Source organism: Alteromonas sp. 14N.309.X.WAT.G.H12, from assembly GCF_036697315.1.
In the GTDB taxonomy this organism is placed as follows: domain Bacteria; phylum Pseudomonadota; class Gammaproteobacteria; order Enterobacterales; family Alteromonadaceae; genus Alteromonas.
Genome location: NZ_JBAHZB010000027.1, coordinates 17,842 through 38,693, shown reverse-complemented (window position 1 = coordinate 38,693; position 20,852 = coordinate 17,842). Strand labels below are relative to the sequence as shown.

Below are 20,852 nucleotides of genomic sequence, written 5' to 3'. Positions count from 1 at the left end.
TTCTCCTGTTTTTATCAATGATTTAATTTTAAAGGCTTGGTTTAAGAATTGAAGAACGGTCTAAAATGATCGCTTACTTACCACCAAACCCTATTCTCCACACTAAATTACCTACACATTTCACTCTCGCTTGTAGTAAGGATTGCCAACCCCTGTTGGTTCAAACGCTCAAGCACAAGGCAATACCATGAATATGACTTCACTAGGCGTTATTGGCAGCTCTAAAAAGGAAGATGAACGGCGGGTGCCGATACATCCGGAACATTTATCCAGGATCCCCGAAAAAATACGCAAGCAACTCATTTTTGAAACCGGCTATGGCGAACGCTTTGGTATCGATGATACTGCACTCTCGGCTCTGGTGGGGGGATTGGCATCAAGAGACGAGTTATTGGAAACCATGAACACGGTTATTATCGCCAAACCGGTACTTGCCGATTTTGAGCAGTTACGGGTGGGCGGTGTACTCTGGGGCTATCCTCATTGCACTCAACAACGAGAGATTACCCAGATTGCCATTGAGAGAAAACAGACATTAATCGCATTTGAAGATATGTATGTCTGGGGTCCCCAGGGGCAGGTTGGGCGCCATACGTTCTACAAAAATAACGAAATGGCAGGATATTGCGGGGTCATCCACGCCCTTCAGCTTAAGGGCATAGACGGTCATTATGGTAATCAGCGTAAAGCGATCATCTTCAGCTTTGGTGCCGTCAGTCGTGGTGCTATTTATGCGCTCAAAGCCCATGGCTTTCGCGATATTACTATCTGCATTCAGCGGCCCGATCATGAGGTCCGTGAAGAGATCCTTGATTGTCATTATGTTTGGCTAAAAGCTGGTACTGCCGATCAAGCCAGGATGATGGTGGTTGAACATGATGGTACAGAAAGGCCATTGTGTGAGTTGATCAGCGAATCGGGGCTCATTATCAATGGTATCTATCAAGACACCAACGACCCAATCGACTTTGTCATCGAACAAGAAAAAGCTTGTCTCAAGCCGGGCTGTTTAATCATTGATGTCAGTTGTGACGAAGGTATGGGGTTTTATTTTGCTAGGCCAACCACCTTTAAAAATCCTATGTTTCAAGTCGAAAATGTGGATTACTACGCCGTTGATCATACGCCCAGCTACTTTTGGGAAAGTGCCTCACGATCAATTTCTGCTGCATTGATTGTCCATTTACCGGCCATAGCAGCCGGACCGGAAGGCTGGCAGAAGAATGAAACCATACGTCGAGCCATCAATGTTGAAAAAGGTATTATTCAAAAACCAGATATTCTGGCTTATCAAAACCGCCAACTTGCATACCCTCATCTGCCTCTATAGGGGCGCCAAGCCCATTTATTTGGGCTTTCTCTACCCCACTTGACGTGCCGTGACTAGAACTTCACGTGAAACTTTAAAATGAAAAAGGGTCCGTTCCTGAGGGGACATACGAAATTAATACGACTACCCGCAATACTAAGAGGTTCTTGCGATGCCGTTGAGTCACTCTAGTGTTCGCTTCCGTTAACTTGAGCAATACAGATCATGCGACAAAATAATATCACCCATAATTCCATTACATTTTTCTCTGCTTACTAGTGGCGATTCATTACTTATAACCCTTTTGGTTTTTACGATTAGGGTTTTAGTGTAAAGAATTAATTGGCGATAATACTGAGTTGATTGGTAAGTCCTGTGGTTTATTGCAATGATGAAATATTAGTTATCGAGGACCATGGCTATCCACTGTTGTGTCAGGCGCAGTACCTTGGCTTTCTGGCTTTTATCTGGCTCGAATACGTGAAATATATGATCGGCGCCGCCAAGGTAGTAAGCATCTTCGGTCACAGCATTGCTTGCAGTAAAAATTTTATCCTCATAAGCAGGCAAAAAGTCGTCTGAGCCGCGAATCGACAAAATATGCCCCTTGAACTGCCCTAAATTACGCAGGGGATTGTAGCCTAACATACCCACAATATGTTCCCGGGTCAGGGTAAAATCTGCCCAGCTTTTCATCAAACCTTTACCTTCACTTACCGCCTGACGAATGGTTGTAAAATTCACGGTATCCGTGGCAATGGCACTGGGGTTAATGGCCGATGACCACAGCACCATGGCGAAGAAGGTATCAGGATGCTGGCTAACGAGTTCCATGGCAGTGGCACCGCCTAAGCTAAACCCAAGAACAATTAATGGGGTATTCGGGTAGTGGGTTTGCAGGTAATCAAGTCCAGACTGGGCATCCTGTACGCGACTGGCAAAGGTGCTGGTTAAGGTATAATTGCTTTTCTCTCGCTCCGATTCTCCTTGTACATCAAATCGCAGAGAAATAATGCAATGTTCAGCCAGTTGTTTAGCCAGTATTTTATAAATATCACCCACTTCATCTTTTTGTCCCGCCCAGCCGTGGATCATCAGCACGGCCGCTTTGGGGGGGCAATCAGCTTCCTCTAATGCGGCACTGGCCCCTGAGCTAAGTGAAAAGTCATCGGCACTGGCGCTATGACAGCAAAAAAACAGAAGAGAGGCGGGAAGTAAAATAACGTAGCTTCGCAACGTCGATAAAAGGTGGAACATTGTCATGAGTCACTCGCGGTAAAATGCAGGTTAAGGGTTTAAGGTATAACCTTGTTTTTGTAATCGGGCGTGGGCGGTCATGGCCGAGAGTTCAACTTCCACGCCTTTTTCCAGCATATCAGCACTGATGTCTTTTGCCGCTGCCGACTGGCCACAGACAATGAACCTTACACCTTTATTTATTAGTGCTTGAATGAGGGGGGTGTTCGCATTTTCTACGCCTTTGACTTGCTTATAGGCGGCACTACTTAATACATCAAAAGTGGCGGTGCCGTGAACAACAATCGCCAGATGAATGTTCTCTAATTTGGCGCCATTGGCCACATGCATATTGATAAAACGGGCCAGGGTGTCAAATTTTCGGTTAATACTCCCCGGTTCGGCTCCCTTTACTGCATCAAAGGCAATTTTAAAGGTTTCTGTTGGGGCAATGGTTACACCATCAATGGCGGCATGCTTACCGTATTCCGTAAAGACTGGGCCGGCCTTAAAATCAGTCATGGCTGCATAGACAGGGCTGGCGCAAAGCAATACGAGCAGCCCTAATGGGGAAAGGTTTTTCATTCTTGTCGTTATCCTGTGTAAGTCTTTTGTTTATCCTAACCTAAATGCAGAACCTTCATAAGACTTTCGTTATATTTTGTGCATGATTGGTAAAGCCTGTGGCACCAGTTTTAAAAGTGACGGATTTGGGCGTAGTATTAGGCTTTTCGATATGCAATAGCATCGTATAACGACATGAGAAAAATGAGAACAATCATGAAAAATCTATTTAAAATAAAAACACTGGCCATGGTATTGGTTGGTGTCAGTGCCTTATCTTCCTGCTCTAAGGCTCCGGAAACCGCGCCCGCTCAAGACGTTCAGCTGCTGACAGATGTCTCGCGATTGGATATTTACTATCCCGTAGAGTTAACCTCCGATTTAAGTCATCTTTCAGAGAAGCAAAAGCAACTCATTGCCCGCCTCATCGACGCAGCAAAAATTATGGATGATCTTTTTTGGCAACAAGCTTTTGGTGAAGATAAAACCCAGTTCCTTGCTAAGCTGCAAGATCCCAAAGTGAGGAAATTCGCGGAAATTAACTATGGTCCCTGGGATCGGTTAAATGGCGATACGCCCTATTTAAGCGGGTATGACGCCAAGGCCCTTGGTGCTGAATTTTATCCCCACGATATGACCAAAGCCGAGTTTGAGCAACAGGACTTTGTAAATAAGAAAGGCTTGTACTCCGTGGTTAAGCGCTCAGAAAGTGGCAAGCTCGTCGCCGTGCCCTATTCTAAAATGTATAAAGAAGAGCTTGGCCGCGCAGCCAGTATTTTAAAAGATGCGGCACAATATGCCGACGATCCTGACTTTGCCAATTATCTCACCATGCGTGCAGAGGCATTAGTGACCGATAACTATCAGCCTTCGGATTTTGCCTGGATGGATATGAAGAATAACCCCATCGATGTGGTGATTGGTCCCATTGAAACCTATGAAGATCAGCTTTTTGGTTATCGCGCGGCTTTTGAAGCATATGTGTTGGTAAAAGATATGGCCTGGAGCGAGAAGTTGGCCAAATATGCCCAGTACTTACCCGCCTTACAAGTGGGTTTACCCGTTGATGATAAATACAAAGCGGAAACCCCAGGGTCAGATGCGGATCTTAACGCCTATGATGTGGTGTATTATGCGGGGCATTCCAATGCAGGCAGCAAAACCATTGCCATTAACCTGCCCAACGATGAAGAAGTTCAGTTGCAAAAAGGCACACGCCGCCTGCAGCTAAAAAATGCCATGAAGGCGAAGTTTGATCATATTCTTGTGCCCATTGCCGATCAATTAATTACACCGGAACAACGAGATCACATTACCTTTAATGCGTTTTTTGCCAATACCATGTTCCATGAAGTGGCTCACGGTCTGGGCATTAAAAATACCATTAACGGTAAAGGCACGGTACGTCAGGCATTAAAAGAGCATGCCTCGGCGTTAGAAGAAGGCAAAGCCGATATTCTGGGCTTGTATATGATCAAACAGTTGCTGGACAAGGGCGTGCTTACCGATGGCGAACTTGAAGACTACTATGTCACCTTTATGGCGGGGATCTTCCGTTCTGTTCGCTTTGGTGCCAGTTCTGCACATGGTAAGGCGAACATGGTGCGGTTTAATTTCTTCAAAGAGCACGGCGCCTTCCAGCGGGATGCCGATGGTTTCTACCGCGTGAATATGGAAAAAATGGGGCTTGCCATTGATGCCCTTTCCCATCTCATCCTTACTCTCCAAGGGGATGGTGATTATGATGGTGTGGCAAAACTGGTTGCTGAAAAAGGCGTGATTGGTGATACCTTAGCCGCCGATTTAGCCAAATTAACCTCAGCCAATATTCCTGTTGATATCACCTTTGTACAAGGTAAAGAGGTGTTAAAACTCTAACCTTAAACATTCCGGCGTAATTAGCACTGTAGAACGCTAATTACGCCTTCTTTCCTTTATATCTCATCAAGGATTTGTTTTACCTTATCCTCATATAAAGCTTTAGGCAGATACCCCGAATCAAACAGAGATTTTAACCGCTGAAGCCTGTCTTCCACTGTGGCTGTGGGGTTATCATTTGCTGCCCGCGGTTCTTCAATTTCCTCAAACGTTTGCGGCGTAGCGGCATAGGTCGGCGTCGATGCCACTGACAGTGGCGTAGTGTTCCTCTGACTGTTTACATATATCCAATTGCTGCGCTTTAAAACAAACGACGGATCTTCGTTGACGAGTTGCCAGTTGTCATTGGGCGTCTCATCGGGGGCGCCGGTAGCAAGGCGGAAGTGGGCGAGTTCTGCGGCGGTAGGCACTCGACCATTTTGAATAGCATTGCCAGCTTTAATGTAACGTTTCACAATATTGACCTGTAATGCGCCAATAAGGATATTTAAGCTGTTATTGGTCACAAACACCGTGCCGGTGGTGGTGACGGTTTTACTGTCGATTCCCAGATAGCCCGGTGTTTTTTCGCTGATTGAAAATACCACCACTTCATTTGCGCTTAACTGAGACAGACCTTGAAATACCTTGCTGGCTAAAGCATTGGCAGTGTCGTGTGAAAACACGCTGACAGGATTGGAATTTCGGGATAACGAAAAAATGGAGTCGTTGTTTTCTTTATATTTAAGTGTTGTTAAGGCATGCAACACCATGGGTTGGGTGATGATGTTTGACGTTGCCTCCCCGTTTATTTGAGAAGCCGTTTTAATTGCGACGTAGTCATACTGGTGTTGCCAGATGATTTTATCTTGAGCATGAGCAGCCAGAGAAAACAAAACTAAGGTGAGCAACACCAGTAGGTTGCAGTTTGTTATTTTCATCGCCATTTTTCCTCTTACTTAACGGTTATTTTAATTCCCTAAGGTGCTATAGCAGTTGTCGTACCATAACGAAGATCTTTACATCCTTTGCTGAGCACGCCCGTCGCTTCCCTCCCTGTTGTATTTAACTAACTGATATTTCGTTGCTTTTGCTTGACGGAATAAAGTCGCAGCACGCGATGAGCTAAAAGTGTGGGGGGATGACCTAACCGCGGCTGTATCAGTTTTTGCAAAATGCGACATTTGCCATGCGACAAGTGATGCAATTCAGGGGGAACAGGGGCACGTTATTATGCTGGAGTCGCGGAGAAAATTAACATTATAGATTGCAGAAAATTAATTTTATTCAGTAACTTACAATATTTACAAACGGATATTTAACAAATGGTGTGGTGATTGCAAAACGAAGGAGAGACAGCTTGACGTCTTGTTCGGCGCTAAAGGGTTTGCCTGCTATATGTCCGGGTTTTTTAAGGGCTAATGGCGCGCTAAGAGAACGCGACTTGCTATTTATTTTTCATAGTTCAACAGAGAGAATTTGCTTATGTCTGAGATACCTGTATATCAAAACTACATCAATGGTGAATTTCAAGCAGAATCAGCATCCTATATTGACGTTACCAATCCGGCTGATGGTGCGCTTTTATCTCGCGTACCCAATGCCAGTGTTGCCGATGTAGAGCGCGCGATCAGTGCTGCCAAAGCTGCGCAACAAGGTTGGGCTGCCACGCCCGCCATCGAGCGGGCCCAATATCTTCATCAAATAGCCGATAAACTTCGCCAGAACGTTGATCGTTTGGCATCGATTATCACCCAGGAACAAGGAAAGATCCTGCCCCTAGCAACAGTAGAAGTGAATTTTACTGCAGATTACCTCGATTATATGGCTGGTTGGGCACGACGTATCGAGGGGGACATCATTACCAGTGATCGTCCCGGTGAGAACATTTTTCTGTTTAGAAAACCTTTGGGCGTTGTGGCGGGAATTCTGCCGTGGAATTTTCCTTTCTTTTTGATTGCCAGAAAGATGGCGCCGGCCCTGGTCACCGGCAATACCATTGTGATTAAACCCAGTGAAGAAACCCCCAATAATTGTTTTGAATTTACCCGCTTACTGGATGAAATTGGATTACCTAATGGCGTCTTTAATGTTGTTTGTGGTACCGGGCAACAAGTCGGTGAAGCACTCACGAGCAGTAGCAAGGTCGATATGATCAGCTTTACCGGCAGTGTGGCAACCGGGTCTGCCATTATGGCTTCGGCGGCGCCGAATGTTACCAAACTCAACCTTGAATTAGGGGGGAAGGCTCCGGCTATTGTGCTTGAAGATGCCGATTTAGATTTAGCCGTTGCTGCTATAAAAGCATCTCGGGTGATTAATACCGGACAAGTGTGTAACTGCGCCGAACGCATTTATGTGCATGCGTCCGTTGCCGATACCTTTATTAGCAAACTGAGTGAAGCGATGAAGGCTACGCGCTTTGGGAACCCTATGACCGACAAGGATTTGGAAATGGGGCCGCTCATCAATCAGGCAAGTTTAGACAAAGTTGTCCATATGGTTGAAACCGCTAAACGGGAAGGGGCAGAGGTGGTAACCGGTGGAAAAGTGGCTGATTTAGGCAGTGGTTTTCACTATGAACCCACCGTATTAACCGGCTGTCATTCTGGCATGGAGATCATGAAAAAAGAGATCTTTGGTCCAGTATTACCGGTGCAGATTGTGGATAGTCTGGAAGAAGCGGTGGAATTGGCCAATGCGTCAGAATATGGTCTCACCTCTTCGGTGTATACCCAGAATTTGTCCATGGCCATGCGTGCCATTAATCTGCTTGATTATGGCGAAACCTATATTAATCGCGAAAACTTTGAAGCTATGCAAGGCTTCCATGCGGGAACGCGCAAGTCAGGTATAGGCGGCGCTGACGGTAAATATGGCCTGTATGAATATACCCGTACCCATGTGGCGTATATTCAAAGCTAAATAAAACGTATTGCCTACCGGGATAGTCGTATTGTCGCGGTAGATTTTTTTATAACGTAAAACCGTCACACGAAAATGGCGGTTTTTGCGGTTGTGGCGCAAGTCCACGTTTATTTCAATTTTTAAATTAACAGTAGTGCGATAAGTATGGGTCGTTTTAAAAAAAAGTTAAACCGAATCAATTTGCCTGTTATTGAAATGGACTATCCTTATCTACGGGAATTTAATGATGATTTTTTTGACCTAGTTAAAGATGATTTTAACACTTGGTGTGACGGGGATTTTAATCTGCAAAGTCTGGTTTTATGTGATTTTGCTGTAGAGGAGTCTTTGTCATTTTTTATTGGTGGCGCTTTTTCTTCCTTTGTTGGTGTAAATAAAAATAAAACTACCTATGTGGTAAATTCCTTGGATATTTATACGACCTTTGAAGAAGCCGTTATGCATAATAAATTTCCTGCTAATTATAGTGATCAGGTTATTTGTCATGCCACCATAGACAGGGTTTCTGACAGTCACTTTATTCTTATTAATAATGAATTTTAACCGACGGGATTAAACCGTTTTGAAAGGGAAATGGAAGGTGTGAAAAGTGTGATCAATATACCGCCAAATACCTAAGACATTTGGCGGCTGAGAGTTAATAATTCGTCACCCTGTGAGCAGAATAAGCCCTTAAAAGGTCACAGACGCTTCAATGATAAAGCCATCCCATTCTGCACCACCTTCGGCACCAAATAGCGCGGTACCACCACCGGAATATTGTTCTTCTTCCTGCTTAACATACTCTGCTTTAAAAAGGGTGTAATCGTTCATCCACCATCCGCCGCCTAGCTGGAAACGACTGGCTGTATTGTTGTCGCTAATGCCTTCACTCTCGTTGTCAGACTCGGCATAGCGGGCTGCCACGTACAAGTCTTCGTTTATCATGTAGCGACCTTCAATGGACCAGAACTGCATTTCTGCATCCTGTTCAATATAGTTAGTCTGGAACGTGCCTTGTCCATCTGCCCAGCTGTAATCGTCTTTTGCCGAGCCAAACAAGCCGTGCAGTAAAATGGTATCAGTTTTATATTGTACATCTGCTTGCCAGATAAACGCATCCACGCCTGGTACAATTAATGGATGAGTAACGCGGGCATTGGGGGCGGAACTGGCAAATTGATAGTTATCGCCATCACCGACGGCGATGAGGGAGCCTGCGGTTTTTCCGGCTACCGCTTCAACATCGTGGTTAGTCGAGAACATTCCCGCCCCGAAAGACAAGCCGCTACGCAAGTTATAGGTTCCCCGTAAACCAAAATTGTAGCCTCGTCCGTCGGTAAAATCGGCAAAGAAATCCGGTGTGGCCACCACTGCATCCCAGGTTAGCGTATCACCGTTACCTGTGTCGTGTACGCCATAAAACCATACTCCTTCCTCCGCGGTGATCATATCCACCAGGCTGTTACCCACAAAGGGATTACTTTGTACGGCAGCACCATCAGAATAGCGTATGAAATTTTGTGTGGTGGCAATGAGGTTTCCTACTCGCATGCCCATTTCATCGGAAAACTGAAATTGGATCCAGGCAAGATCCTGACTGACTGCCGCACTGCCGTTGTTCCAGTCATTCGGTTCTTCGGCCAGTTCTGCAAATACCGACACGCGTTGTGTAACCTGGGCATTAATATTGATGGCAAAACGGAGTCTGTGAAAGCCAGAATCCGCATTGGCATTGCCCGGATCCGCAGCGGCACCGTCTACCTCCATACCCGCTTGCCAGCTTTGCATTACTGCACCCGAAAGTTGAATTCGACTTTCTTCTTGGGCAATAGATGTGGGTGAAAAATAAATTATTGCTAGGCTGGAAGTGGCCAAATAGAGTTTGTTTAGTTTCATTTTTATGTGTCCCCTTAATGGAAATAGCAGAGTTATCCAAATAAGGGATGGCAAACTATATGCCATGTTAAATTTATTTTTTATTGTTTTGTTACTTGTTAATTATTAACGTTTTTTTCGTTCATTTATTGTTTTTATTTTAATTTGTTTTTGATACTAGTGTTGCAGGTGGTTGCAACAGTTTGCGACACTTGATGTTATATTTTTTGCTAAAATAAAATACCCGCTATAAATATAGAATTCATGACGGGTATTTTTAAGTGTGAATCTATCTTTTCAGGAGTTTTTTAATAAACATCGTTGGGTTGAACAATATTAAATTTCTTCATTTTTCTATATACTGTTGAGCGGCATATATTAAGTTCTTCCGAGACCATGGTGATATTCCAACGGTGTTTCTTGAGTGTTTCTAGCAATAACTGGCCTTCTTGTGAGCCTGCGTATTTCGATAACGGGTTTGTTTCGCTTTTTGCTTCTTCAGGGTGTGATTGTGGCTTTGTATCACTGGGCTGCATGGATGTATTTTCAAGAATGTCATCCGGTAAACACTCTACGTTAATTTCATTGTTTTCACTTACTGCAGCGGCGTATTTGAGCACACTAATCAGTTGGCGAATGTTACCCGGCCATGGATACAGGTTCATGATGTCCAGCACCTGCGGGGTCACGGTATAATCGCCTTCGTGGCTTAATTCTCGCTGGATCACACCGGCGATAATGCTTTCTTTGTCGCTACGTTCTCTTAACGCTGGCAGTTTTACTGGCATACCGTTTAAGCGATAGTAAAAATCTTCCCGAAATGCTTTTTCCTCAATCCGTAGTTTAAGGTTTTGGTGGGTCGCTGAGATGATTTGTAAATCAAGCGCAATGGGTTCACTGGAGCCTAGAGGCATGCTTTCTCGCTCTGCTAACACCCGCAATAGCCGTGTTTGTAACTGCACCGGCATATCACCAATCTCATCAAGAAATAAGGTACCGCCATTGGCCAGTTCCAATTTACCAGTCATGCCTTTTTTGTTTGCGCCGGTAAAGGTGCCGCTACGATAGCCGAATAACTCACTTTCTATGAGTGTTTCGGGGATGGCCGCACAGTTTAAAGCAACGAATGGGCCACTAGCGCGGTTACTGGCCTGATGGATGGCTCTGGCAAAGGCTTCTTTGCCTGTGCCCGTTTCGCCGGTAATCAGAATGGGAATATCCTTGTTTATTACCTGCAAAATTTGCCGCACAATTTTTTGCATTCTGGGGTCATCGCCGCTGAGTTCCTCGAGCGAAGGATGTTTGCCCATGTTCATCTTATTGGGCTTAGCTGACGAAGTGGCAGGGCGAACGCTTTTATTTAGCGCAATTGTTTTGTGACCAGGTACCCGTAAGGCCAGTTCAATTTCTTCTAACAACAAGGGAGAATAGAGTTTAATGACGTTACTGCCGCCGTTGGTTTTAGTCAGTAACTCGTCGATGGAAATGCCAATAATGTCTTCCAGTTTACTGCCGGGTAGTGATTGATTAGCCGGTAACAGGGAACTGTATTCAAAAAAGGATGAGCGATTAGCGCCAATCACCACGCCCCGTTCATTCACCGCCAGCAGTTGCTCTTGAGCAAGATCGAAAAAGCTTTCCGCCGGTCGTACATTGAGGGTGATCTGATTTCGGTAAGTCTTTCTAAAATAGCTATTTTCGATCATTCTGCCGTACATCATCACCATCTGCAGGGTTAAAAACTGATGATCTTTGGCTTTATCTGCACCGATACAGGATGCGTTAAGGCAGCCCCGTAATTCCCCCATCGGATCAAAGATGGGTGTCACAGAGCAGCTCAGTTGCTTGTGACTCGGGTAAAAATGTTCTTCCTGATGCACAATTAACGATTCTTTTTCTACTAAACAGGTGCCGATGCCATTGGTGCCTACTAGGTTTTCGGCCCATCGGGCGCCAATGAGCAAGCCCGACTCTTTACTCCGGTTTCTTTCTCTTTGGGGAAGGTTTGTGGCTAACGTCAGTCCGGTTTCGTCAGTGAGAACCACAGAATAACCGGCGTCGCCAATACGTTTTGATAGGCCGGTAAGTCCTTGGCGTGCAATGTTGAGGTAGTCTTCTTGTTGTTGCAATTGTTGGCGCATTTCCGATGATGACAAAACTTCTATTTCGCCTTTTGTATTAGGATCTAAGCCATATTTAAGTAGGCTTCTTTCCCATGAACGGGCGATGCAATCGGAAGGTTGAATGTTGCGGTGCCTGAATTCAGAAGACATGAATGATTGTGCGCCGTAACTGTCCAAAGAGCCCGAAGTTTGATTCATCATAGTGTTACTCCGTTATCATTATAATTGGGGTATTTACAGCTAAAAGTGGCAGTCTGTAATTCTGAACAGATTTTGACCACCATAGCAGATTAACGTTTTAATGCAATTTTTGTAACAATTATGCAAAGACCAACCAAAAAGAGCTTCATAGGGGGGGAAAGCGCTCCTTGTTATCCCTAAGTGTTTCTCAATTTAGAATAAAAATTACTGAATATGAGTAACTTACAATCCCTTGTTCGTCACACCAAAATCATTGAGCGCCCCACGCCAATATGTTTTTCCATAATTCCCCCATTTGAATGAGGAAAAACCACCGTAAATGCGTGCATCAAACGTGTCTTATTGTCGCAATTGCCTTGCGACACTTGTTTCGTATCTCACACCGCGCCAAGAACACCTCAAATCATCATGACCATTCCATTTAACAAAAAACATTAAAAATCAGCTGGATAGAAATATTTTTCAATTTAAATGTTATTGGCATGTTAATTGTTTTTCAGTCTGAGTCTGTAACAAACGACTCTCAGAGGCACACAATGAAAAAAAACAGTATTCCAAAATTAAATTACTTAAGTTGCTGTATCGGGATCGCAACGCTAATGACGGGGTCATTAGCAACCGCTGCGGGACTAACCAAATTAACAAAAGAAATTGAAGGCTACACACCGGTAACGCAAAAGCGTTTGAATGAAGCCAACCCCAAAGACTGGTTGCTACCTAAGGGGAATTACGAAGGCTGGATGTTCAGTAAGCTGAACGAAATTAACAAGAAAAATGTGAAGAAACTTACGCCGGTTTGGACCTATTCCACCAACGTGGATTCCGGTCATGAAGCCCCGGCATTGGTGAATGACGGTGTGATGTTTGTGGCCACGCCTTACAACCATGTGATTGCCCTTGATGCAAAAACCGGTCAGGTATTTTGGCGCTACAAACACGATAACCCTTACGACCTTTCGGTGATGCACAATACCAGTCGTGGCGTTGCGTTGTGGGAAGACAAAGTTTATGTGGCGGGGTTGGATGGCACCTTAAATGCCCTTGATGCAAAAACCGGTGAAAGGATTTGTCAGGCAGAAGTGGGAGACTGGAGCACTGGCGCTTATATCACCTCTGCACCCACGGCGGTGAAAGGTAAAATTCTGGTGGGCCCTTCCGGTGGGGAATATGGCGTGCGCGGTTTCCTTGAAGCCATGGATGCCGATACCTGTAAACAAGCATGGCGTACTTACAGTGTTCCAGGTCCTGGCGAGCCCGGTCATGAAACATGGAAAAAAGAAGGAAAACGGCCTGACGCTTGGAAGTATGGTGGCGGCAGTATGTGGATGCCAGGCAACTATGATCCCCAAGCCGATGTGCTTTACTGGGGGGTAGGTAATGGCTCGCCTTGGTTAGGTGATCAACGCCCAGGGGATAACCTTTATGTGGCGTCATCCATCGCTATGGATCCTGACAACGGGGATATTCTGGGTCATTACCAATATCACTTTAATGATTCCTGGGATTGGGCGGCTATGAATGCGCCTATGTTGGTGAATTTCAAGAAAGATGGCAAAACCGTCAAAGGGCTGGTCTCGCCCCAACGTAATGGTTACATGTATTGGCTAGAGCGGAGTGACAAAGGCGAAATCAATTATGTTGAAGGCAAGCCTTTTGTGAAAAACAACGCCTTTAAATACCTCGATAAAAAAACCGGTCGTCCTACCTACGATTATGATCACGTACCGGTAACTGGTAAGCGTGTGGATTATTGTCCCAGTTTATGGGGGGGTAAAAACTGGCCTTACGAATCTTATAACCCGCAAACAGGCATGGTTTACGTGCCTGCAAACGACAACGTCTGTAACTCTTTCTTAGGTAAATTCCAGGATGATGTTGAGCCTGCCTCCGGTCAGTTCTGGGCAGGCATCGATATTCCCGACCTTGATGTCTATGTTGATGATCCAAATAAAGGTGTCGGCCAGCTTCAGGCCTGGAATATCAATACCCGGGAAAAAGTCTGGCAGCATGATTACGGAAAAACCATGAACTGGGGACCGGTACTTTCCACCGCAGGTGGACTGGTGTTCAGCGCTGGAACAAACGACCGTATGTTGCGGGCATTTGACGAGAAAACCGGTGAAGTGCTGTGGGAGTTTCCACTTAATTCCACCGCCATCGCGCCACCTATCAGCTACGAAGTGGATGGTAAGCAGTACATTGCTATTACCGCCGGTTACGGCGTGGATGCACAGTGGACGAACAGTGTGCTAGCGGCGAAAGATAAATCCGGCGAGTGGATTTCAGATGTGCCGGAAGGCGGTGTGATCTGGGTATTTGCCCTTTCAGACTAGCGTTGTGTATGCAGATGAAAGCAGGGGCTTCCCCTGCTTTCTTTCTCAAGGTTTGTAGTGGTTAAGTTTGAGTGTTTAGAGGTTTACCTATGAGTCATCATGCATCAAATAAAAGAGCGCGAAAGAGCAATGACATGTCATGTCAGTGTCAGGCGGCGTCATACAAGGGGCCAGAGGATCACTTTCGTCGGGATATGCTCAAATATATGAGTCTCGCCATTCCTGTGGCCAACCTTGCTTTAGCGGGCAGTGCCTCAGGCGCGATAAATAAGCCAGAACGGCTTCCTCCCCAAGTCGGCGATAGGTTGACGTATTTTAGTAAGAAAAAACGGGGGCAAGTTATCAAGATTTCAGATTTAAGCGAGCTTGATAAACAGCAGTTGATCTTGCCTTTCGATGTACAAAATGAAGTGGTACGGGATGGTTCTCGTTACAACCAGATCCTGTTGCAAAAATTACCCGAAGGCGCGTTGTCGGAAGAAACAAAAGCGATGTCAGCAAAAGGAATTGTCGCCTATTCGGCCATATGCCCCCATGCTGGCTGCCCCGTCACAGGCTGGGTCACTGACGATGAACACTATATGTGTCCATGTCACCAGTCTGTTTTTAATCCGAAAAATAGCGGCGTTGTGATGGCGGGACCGGCACCGCGAAATTTACCCGCACTGCCGCTAACCCTTGAGGGTGATGAGATTGTCGTCGCAGGATCATTCAACACCTGGATTGGCTTCGGTAAACCCCCTAGATAAAGAGGTATGACAACAATGTTTAGTAAACAGAAAACCACACTTTGCTTACCCGCAATTATTTTGGCGCTGGTGAGTACTTCGAGTTGGGGTGCGGCCAAGCCCATTACTGGCGTAAGTTGTCAGGGCGGCTTTTTTATTCGCACACCGGATAAACACATTCACTGGATCAACGATGAAAAGGGCGAACCTGTGCGGGTGTATGAAGATAAAGATGAAATTTACGCCATGGCCGAATGCGGCACGGGTGTCATTACTGTGTTTGAGAAAAAGGCCCAGGATAAACACGAGTATGCGGCCTATTACAGCCCCAATTGCCAGCATATTGGCAGCGAAGAAGGGGAAACCTTAAACCTTTACAAAGGTGAGGTGAAAATCAACCGCATCAGACCCAGTGCCGATGGGGTGGAAATTCGTCTGGTGAACAATCAAATACTGCGCGGCGCAAGTTGCAGCGCCTTACATCAGCAGTAGGAGAGCGCTGTGGTAAAACGTCAGTTTTTTCCATGGTTTGGGGCGCTATTAGGGCTTTCTGCGTTCTTTGGGCAGGCGGCAATCAGCCAGCAAGAAGAGCAGGCCTTACAGCAGTTAATCCAATCACTGAGTAAAACCTACGATTTTACCATTGCGGTAAACACGCCCTCCAAGCAGTCGCCAATGTATGCGTTGGGCATGGAGTTGTTTTTTAGTAAATCCCTTAGCGGGAATCAGGACGTTGCGTGTGCCAGCTGCCATCATCCCTATTTAGCCGGTGGTGATGGGCTGAGTTTGCCAGTGGGTGAAGCGCCCTACGATGATAATGTGGTGGGGCTGGGGCGCTGGCACAACTGGCAAGCTTCTCATGATCCCAAAGCGAATGGCGCGCCCAATGTCGCTCGACACTCACAAACCACTTTTAACGCCTCCTTGTATAACCGTTCCATGTTTTACGACGGGCGCATTTTTGTGCTTGATCGGGACTTACAAAACCATGGGAAAAATCAGGCCCACAGAACCCCGGACAGTCATTTGTGGCAAGGCGATATGTCTGCCGGGCAGGATTTACTGGCTACGCAGGTGAGGTTTCCCGTGGTTTCTACCGATGAAATGCGGGGGCATTCATTTGCTGCTGAAAGCACCAATGAGGGAGTACGGGACGCCCTTATAAATCGGCTAAAACAAGACGACAGGGAACAGGGGTGGCTAGATTTATTTCGGCGTGGGTTTAACGCACCCAATGCCACAAGTGATACGCTCATCACCTTCGATAATATTGAAGCGGCCATTTCCTACTATCAATCAACGCAGATATTTATTGATAACCCTTGGTTTGATTATTTACAGGGAAATCATCATGCCCTGACGGTGGCGCAAAAACGGGGGGCGTTGTTGTTTTTCCAAGAGGCCGATAAGGGGGGCGCGGGCTGTATTAGCTGTCATACACCGCCGACCTTTACCGATGAAAAATATCACAATTTAGCCATCCCTCAGTTTGGACGGGGTAAACAGCCCGATGGTGAGGATTTTGGTCGTCGTGGGGTAACGCAACAAGACGGCGATCGCTATGGTTTTCGTACGCCGTCTTTGCTCAATGTTGCCGAAACTGCGCCTTATACCCATACCGGGGCATTTTATGATTTAGCGTCGGTGATCAAACACCATCTTGATCCCGCCGCATCCATAGAAAATTATGATTTTACCTTTTCGGACAACCCACAATTAACGTACGTGGCCGATTTACTATCGAATAGTCGTTCCTTGACTCAAGGGGCGCTGGTGCACCTAGGTTTAGAGCAGAAAAATCATACCAGTTCATTGCCTCAAGGGGTGACCCTCAGTGAATCACAAATTAATGATTTAATTGCATTTTTGTACAGTTTGACGGACCCCTGCGTGACTAACAAAGCGTGTTTGTCTCAGTGGATCCCGGCGCCGACGGTGCCTGCTCCCGATGGGCATCGTTTGGTTGCCCAATTTCCCGGTCCATCGGGCCCACCGCAGCCGGTGGCCGACGCTTTGGCGCTGGAGACCTTGGCTGTGCAGAACCTTTCACATGAGGGTGTAGACGGGCCCATAATCGACTCACAACTTATGACAGATACCGCTTTTGGCTGTGCCAGTGGTGTGGATGAAACCGATGAAACACTAAACACGAAGGGTTTCACGGACGCTGCCCGCGAAGGGTTTGAGGAAGTCGCGCTAAACGCCGGGCTTACCCATCGGCACCATATCAGTTGGCAGCAGTATTCATTGTCCTCGGCACAACGGCTTATTTTTAGTGGCGGCGTGGCCGGGGGCGATGTAAATGGCGATTGTTGGCCTGATATTTTTTATGTCACCGGCGATGGCAAATCTGACGTGTTGTATCGCAATGATCGCAATAGCCGTTTTACCGATATCAGCAAAGCGTGGGGGATCACCGGTAAAGAGCTTAGCAATGGTGTGGCCATGGTGGATATCGACGGTGACGGTGATCTGGATATTATGACCTCTAATTTGTTGCATGACGCTCTACCTTCGTTGGCAGGGCAGCAGAATGCGAGTGATCCCCAAACACCAACCTTATATCTCAATCAAAATAATGGGGGGGTTGTGGTTAGCGACGACATCGGACTAGACGTGCAGTTCACCAGTTGGTCTTTTGCTTTTGCCGATCACGACAAAGATGGGGATATTGATATTCTAACCAACCATTGGCGGGGTCCGGGACTCGGTGGCGAGCAACCCAATCATCTGTGGGAAAACACCAGCACCGACGAGACACTTCATTTTACTGCCAGCGATGGGACTGCAGGATTGATTAACCTTATTGGTGGTGCCGATTTCACTTTTACCAGTAATTTTTCCGATATTAATAACGACGGTTGGTTAGATCTGTTATTTGCGGCCGATTTTGAAACCAGTCAGGTATACCAGAGTTTACACAACGGCCAATTTAAGAAAGTTACGAATGACCATGAAATAACGGATAAAAATGGTATGGGCGCGGCGATAGCCGATTACGATAACGATGGTTATCTTGATTGGTTTGTTACCAGTATTTGGGATCCAAACGGAAAGCCAGAGGGTAGCTGGGGGACCACGGGAAATCGCCTGTATCGAAACAATAAGGGGCAATTAACCGATGTGTCTGCACACGCCGGTATCGAAAATGGTTTGTGGGCATGGGGCGCCTGTTTTGCCGACTTTAACAATGACGGCTGGCTGGATCTGTTTCACGTCAACGGGTTTGATTTACCCCTGCCTTTAAGCAAGCAATTTGGTCATCCGTTAGCATACCGAAAACTTAAGCAATCCGTGGCGGAGTTTGAACGCAGTCGCAGTCGATTGTTTATCTCAAATCAGGACGGCACATTTAGCGAACAAGGAAAAGCGTGGGGCATTAACGACACGCTGTCCGGACGGGGTGTGGTATGCATGGATTATGATCGGGACGGTGACGTAGATATTTTGGTGAGCAATCATCAGGACAAGCCTTTGCTGTATCGCAATCGGCATAACGACGCCGAGGGCGATAATTTTCTCTCCATTACCTTACGAACCGATGGCAAAAACAGTCGGGCGCTCGGGGCGAAAGTGTACGTCACCACCGGTGATATTACCCAACTGCAGGAAGTTCATGGTGGTGGCAGCTTTTTATCCAGTGCACCATCGACGTTGCATTTTGGTCTTGGCAGTGCCACCGTTGCCGACAAAATAGTAGTGAAATGGCCTGACAATGCCGGCAGTATCAGCGAGTTTTCCCATGTAAAAGGAAATCAATTTTTATACATCAAACCCATGCCAGGGGTCAGTTATGACGGTGAATTAGATCACGGGCAACACCCTGAGCCAATTAAAAGTGAGTACTAGGGCATGGGATCAACTCGAGGCCCTTAACGGGTACAAGGTATGCCCAGATTGGGAGATATTAATTCATTGAATTCTGACCATGTCAGGAACAGTGGTTGAACATCGTAAACTTTAATCGTAGAAATAGACTATTTATTTACATTCCTGACATTGAGGCGTTATTCATGAGAACTTGTGGTCCTGTTTTTTGTTCCAACGTTATGGCATTGCCTTTTAGTTTGAGCCTAGCGGCCATGGCTGGCGCGGCCGAAATGAATGAAACGGGCCAGTCGGCGGTGGAAATTGTGGAAGTCACCTCTGCCCGTTTGGCCCGTGAACTGTATGAGACGCCTGCGGCCATGTCAGTGGTAAATGGTGACGATGAAATCCAATTACAAGAAGGCCTGCAACTGGATGAAGCGTTGCAATTTGTACCTGGGGTGTATTTTCAAAACCGCTATAATTTTGCCCAAAATCTGCGTATTTCCATTCGTGGGTTTGGTTCCCGGGCGGCCTTTGGTGTGCGAGGTTTGCAACTGCAAGTCGATGGTATTCCCTACACTTTACCCGATGGGCAAACCCAGGTTGACGGCATCGATATGAATACCGTTGATACCCTACAGGTGATGCGAGGGGCGGCGTCGGTGCAGTACGGAAACGGTGCCGGTGGCGCCATAGCCATTAGCACCCAATCCGGTGAGATCTTATCAGGTTATCGGTTGAATCTGGATGCGGGCAGTGATGATTTTTATAAAGTTAACCTGCAAGCCGGAGGCAGCACAGAATCAGCCAGTGGGTTTGTGAGTGTCAGTCACTTGGATTTTAACGGTGATCGGCAGCAAAGTGCGGTAGAGAAAAGTACGCTGATGGGCAAATTCAGCTATCGCTTTGACGATGAGCGCAGTGTGACTTTAGTGGCATCCTTAATGGATATGCCTACCTCGGAAGATCCCGGCGGTTTAACCGCCGCTCAGGTGGCTGAAGATAGAAAGCAGGCTTCGTATATGGCCAAGTTACTCGATGCCGGCCAGCAGGTGGATCAACAAACCTTTGGTGTGGTGTATCAGGATACGGGGATCACCAACGGTTACTGGTCAGCCAATACCTTTGTGTCTTGGCGAGACTTCACCCAGCAATTACCTTTCCCCGGTAGCAGTTTGATTCAATACGACCGGATCTTTTTTGGGGGAGGGGTGCAGATAAGCCAGGACTGGCAGTCTGACAATATTCCCCTTCGTTATACCGCAGGCACTGAATTTCGCCGTCAGCAAGATGATCGTGAACGTTTTAGTGTCTCGACTGCCAATCTAATTACCGGCCAAACTGCCGATGAACAGCAGACAGCTGATTCTGCCAGCGTCTTTGTGATTGCCGACTGGATTGCCACCGATGCGCTGATTATTTCCTTGGGCGGTCGTTATGATTCACTGAAAATGACCATCGACGATATCCTCGGGTTAAGCGATGTAGGTTCTGGTGAACGTAAATATAATCAATTTAATGGCAGTGTAGGACTGAGTTACCGTTTCAGCCCGCAACAACAGGGCTACATCAACATTGCCACCGCTTATGAATCGCCCACATTTACCGAATTTGCCAACCCCACAGGAACGGGCTTTAACTCTGATCTCTCACCGCAAGATACGGTTAGCCGAGAACTGGGTTTACGGGGGTGGTTTTCTTCGCTCAGTTACGATGTCGCGCTGTTTTCTGTGTCCGTAACCGATGAGTTAATTGCCTATGAAATTGATGGCCGCACATTTTATGAAAATGCGGGGGCTACCGACAGGTATGGGTTAGAAGCAGCAGCGCAGTGGCAGATAAATGAACAATGGCAATGGCGTAGCGCATTAACATTGGCAAATTATGAATTTGATGAGTTTGTTTC

The 20,852-nt window shown here is 46.4% G+C and carries 14 protein-coding genes; 9 read left to right on the top strand and 5 right to left on the bottom strand.

Annotation, left to right across the window (positions count from 1 at the left end):
* Window positions 1-187: 187 nt before the first annotated feature.
* The gene (locus V5298_RS09690; RefSeq protein ID WP_332931263.1) at window positions 188-1,330 is read left to right on the top strand and encodes a N(5)-(carboxyethyl)ornithine synthase; all 1,143 of its coding nucleotides are present in this window, start codon (window positions 188-190) and stop codon (window positions 1,328-1,330) included.
* 378 nt (window positions 1,331-1,708) lie between these two features.
* Here the strand turns inward: V5298_RS09690 and V5298_RS09685 are convergent, their stop codons facing one another.
* Together V5298_RS09685 and V5298_RS09680 are read right to left on the bottom strand one after the other, a co-directional pair.
* A complete protein-coding gene (locus V5298_RS09685) occupies window positions 1,709-2,572 on the bottom strand; it encodes an alpha/beta hydrolase (RefSeq protein WP_332931262.1) in 864 nt (287 codons plus the stop codon).
* Window positions 2,573-2,596: 24 nt separating this feature from the next.
* The gene (locus V5298_RS09680) at window positions 2,597-3,130 is read right to left on the bottom strand and encodes a DsrE family protein (RefSeq protein ID WP_332931261.1); all 534 of its coding nucleotides are present in this window, start codon (window positions 3,128-3,130) and stop codon (window positions 2,597-2,599) included.
* A 195-nt stretch (window positions 3,131-3,325) separates the two neighbouring features.
* On the opposite strand from V5298_RS09680, the gene V5298_RS09675 reads away from it, so the two are divergent.
* A complete protein-coding gene (locus tag V5298_RS09675; protein ID WP_332931260.1) occupies window positions 3,326-4,987 on the top strand; it encodes a dipeptidyl-peptidase 3 family protein in 1,662 nt (553 codons plus the stop codon).
* 56 nt (window positions 4,988-5,043) lie between these two features.
* Here V5298_RS09675 and V5298_RS09670 read toward each other — a convergent pair whose 3' ends face one another.
* Entirely contained in the window at window positions 5,044-5,907 is an 864-nt protein-coding gene (locus V5298_RS09670; protein ID WP_332931259.1) for a hypothetical protein, read from the bottom strand.
* 544 nt (window positions 5,908-6,451) lie between these two features.
* Between V5298_RS09670 and aldA the strand changes: the two genes are divergently transcribed.
* Window positions 6,452-7,891: an aldehyde dehydrogenase gene (gene aldA / locus V5298_RS09665; protein WP_332931258.1), complete on the top strand. Its 1,440-nt coding sequence runs from the start codon at window positions 6,452-6,454 to the stop codon at window positions 7,889-7,891.
* Window positions 7,892-8,038: 147 nt separating this feature from the next.
* Complete coding sequence (locus V5298_RS09660) at window positions 8,039-8,437, top strand: hypothetical protein (protein WP_332931257.1); 399 nt, start codon at window positions 8,039-8,041, stop codon at window positions 8,435-8,437.
* A gap of 129 nt (window positions 8,438-8,566) precedes the next feature.
* On the opposite strand, the gene V5298_RS09655 is transcribed toward V5298_RS09660, so the two are convergent.
* Both V5298_RS09655 and V5298_RS09650 read right to left on the bottom strand, forming a co-directional pair.
* Window positions 8,567-9,772 carry a hypothetical protein gene (locus tag V5298_RS09655; protein WP_332931256.1) on the bottom strand — a complete coding sequence of 402 codons (1,206 nt, stop codon included), beginning with the start codon at window positions 9,770-9,772 and terminating at the stop codon, window positions 8,567-8,569.
* A 287-nt stretch (window positions 9,773-10,059) separates the two neighbouring features.
* The gene (locus tag V5298_RS09650; RefSeq protein ID WP_332931255.1) at window positions 10,060-12,075 is read right to left on the bottom strand and encodes a sigma-54-dependent Fis family transcriptional regulator; all 2,016 of its coding nucleotides are present in this window, start codon (window positions 12,073-12,075) and stop codon (window positions 10,060-10,062) included.
* Between the two features lie 536 nt (window positions 12,076-12,611).
* Here V5298_RS09650 and V5298_RS09645 point away from each other — a divergent pair.
* The 5 genes from V5298_RS09645 to V5298_RS09625 all read left to right on the top strand — a co-directional run.
* Window positions 12,612-14,408: a PQQ-dependent dehydrogenase, methanol/ethanol family gene (locus tag V5298_RS09645; protein ID WP_332931254.1), complete on the top strand. Its 1,797-nt coding sequence runs from the start codon at window positions 12,612-12,614 to the stop codon at window positions 14,406-14,408.
* 89 nt (window positions 14,409-14,497) lie between these two features.
* Window positions 14,498-15,157 (top strand): Rieske (2Fe-2S) protein, encoded by a 660-nt coding sequence (locus V5298_RS09640; protein WP_332931253.1) that lies wholly within the window; start codon window positions 14,498-14,500, stop codon window positions 15,155-15,157.
* Window positions 15,158-15,172: 15 nt separating this feature from the next.
* Window positions 15,173-15,628, top strand: a complete 456-nt coding sequence (locus V5298_RS09635; RefSeq protein WP_332931252.1) for a hypothetical protein — start codon at window positions 15,173-15,175, stop codon at window positions 15,626-15,628.
* Window positions 15,629-15,637: 9 nt separating this feature from the next.
* Entirely contained in the window at window positions 15,638-18,985 is a 3,348-nt protein-coding gene (locus V5298_RS09630; RefSeq protein ID WP_332931251.1) for an FG-GAP-like repeat-containing protein, read from the top strand.
* Between the two features lie 164 nt (window positions 18,986-19,149).
* Window positions 19,150-20,852 (top strand): TonB-dependent receptor family protein (locus V5298_RS09625; RefSeq protein WP_332931250.1); only part of this gene is annotated, 1,703 nt, incomplete at its 3' end.

Excerpts from the sequence above, each read along its gene's own strand:
- V5298_RS09655 (WP_332931256.1), bottom strand. The coding sequence starts at position 9,772 with ATGAAACTAAACAAACTCTATTTGGCCACTTCCAGCCTAGCAATAATT.
- V5298_RS09680 (WP_332931261.1), bottom strand. The coding sequence starts at position 3,130 with ATGAAAAACCTTTCCCCATTAGGGCTGCTCGTATTGCTTTGCGCCAGC.
- V5298_RS09635 (WP_332931252.1), top strand. The coding sequence starts at position 15,173 with ATGTTTAGTAAACAGAAAACCACACTTTGCTTACCCGCAATTATTTTG.
- V5298_RS09675 (WP_332931260.1), top strand. The coding sequence starts at position 3,326 with ATGAAAAATCTATTTAAAATAAAAACACTGGCCATGGTATTGGTTGGT.
- aldA (WP_332931258.1), top strand. The coding sequence starts at position 6,452 with ATGTCTGAGATACCTGTATATCAAAACTACATCAATGGTGAATTTCAA.
- V5298_RS09645 (WP_332931254.1), top strand. The coding sequence starts at position 12,612 with ATGAAAAAAAACAGTATTCCAAAATTAAATTACTTAAGTTGCTGTATC.
- V5298_RS09650 (WP_332931255.1), bottom strand. The coding sequence starts at position 12,075 with ATGATGAATCAAACTTCGGGCTCTTTGGACAGTTACGGCGCACAATCA.
- V5298_RS09685 (WP_332931262.1), bottom strand. The coding sequence starts at position 2,572 with ATGACAATGTTCCACCTTTTATCGACGTTGCGAAGCTACGTTATTTTA.
- V5298_RS09690 (WP_332931263.1), top strand. The coding sequence starts at position 188 with ATGAATATGACTTCACTAGGCGTTATTGGCAGCTCTAAAAAGGAAGAT.
- V5298_RS09670 (WP_332931259.1), bottom strand. The coding sequence starts at position 5,907 with ATGAAAATAACAAACTGCAACCTACTGGTGTTGCTCACCTTAGTTTTG.
- V5298_RS09660 (WP_332931257.1), top strand. The coding sequence starts at position 8,039 with ATGGGTCGTTTTAAAAAAAAGTTAAACCGAATCAATTTGCCTGTTATT.
- V5298_RS09640 (WP_332931253.1), top strand. The coding sequence starts at position 14,498 with ATGAGTCATCATGCATCAAATAAAAGAGCGCGAAAGAGCAATGACATG.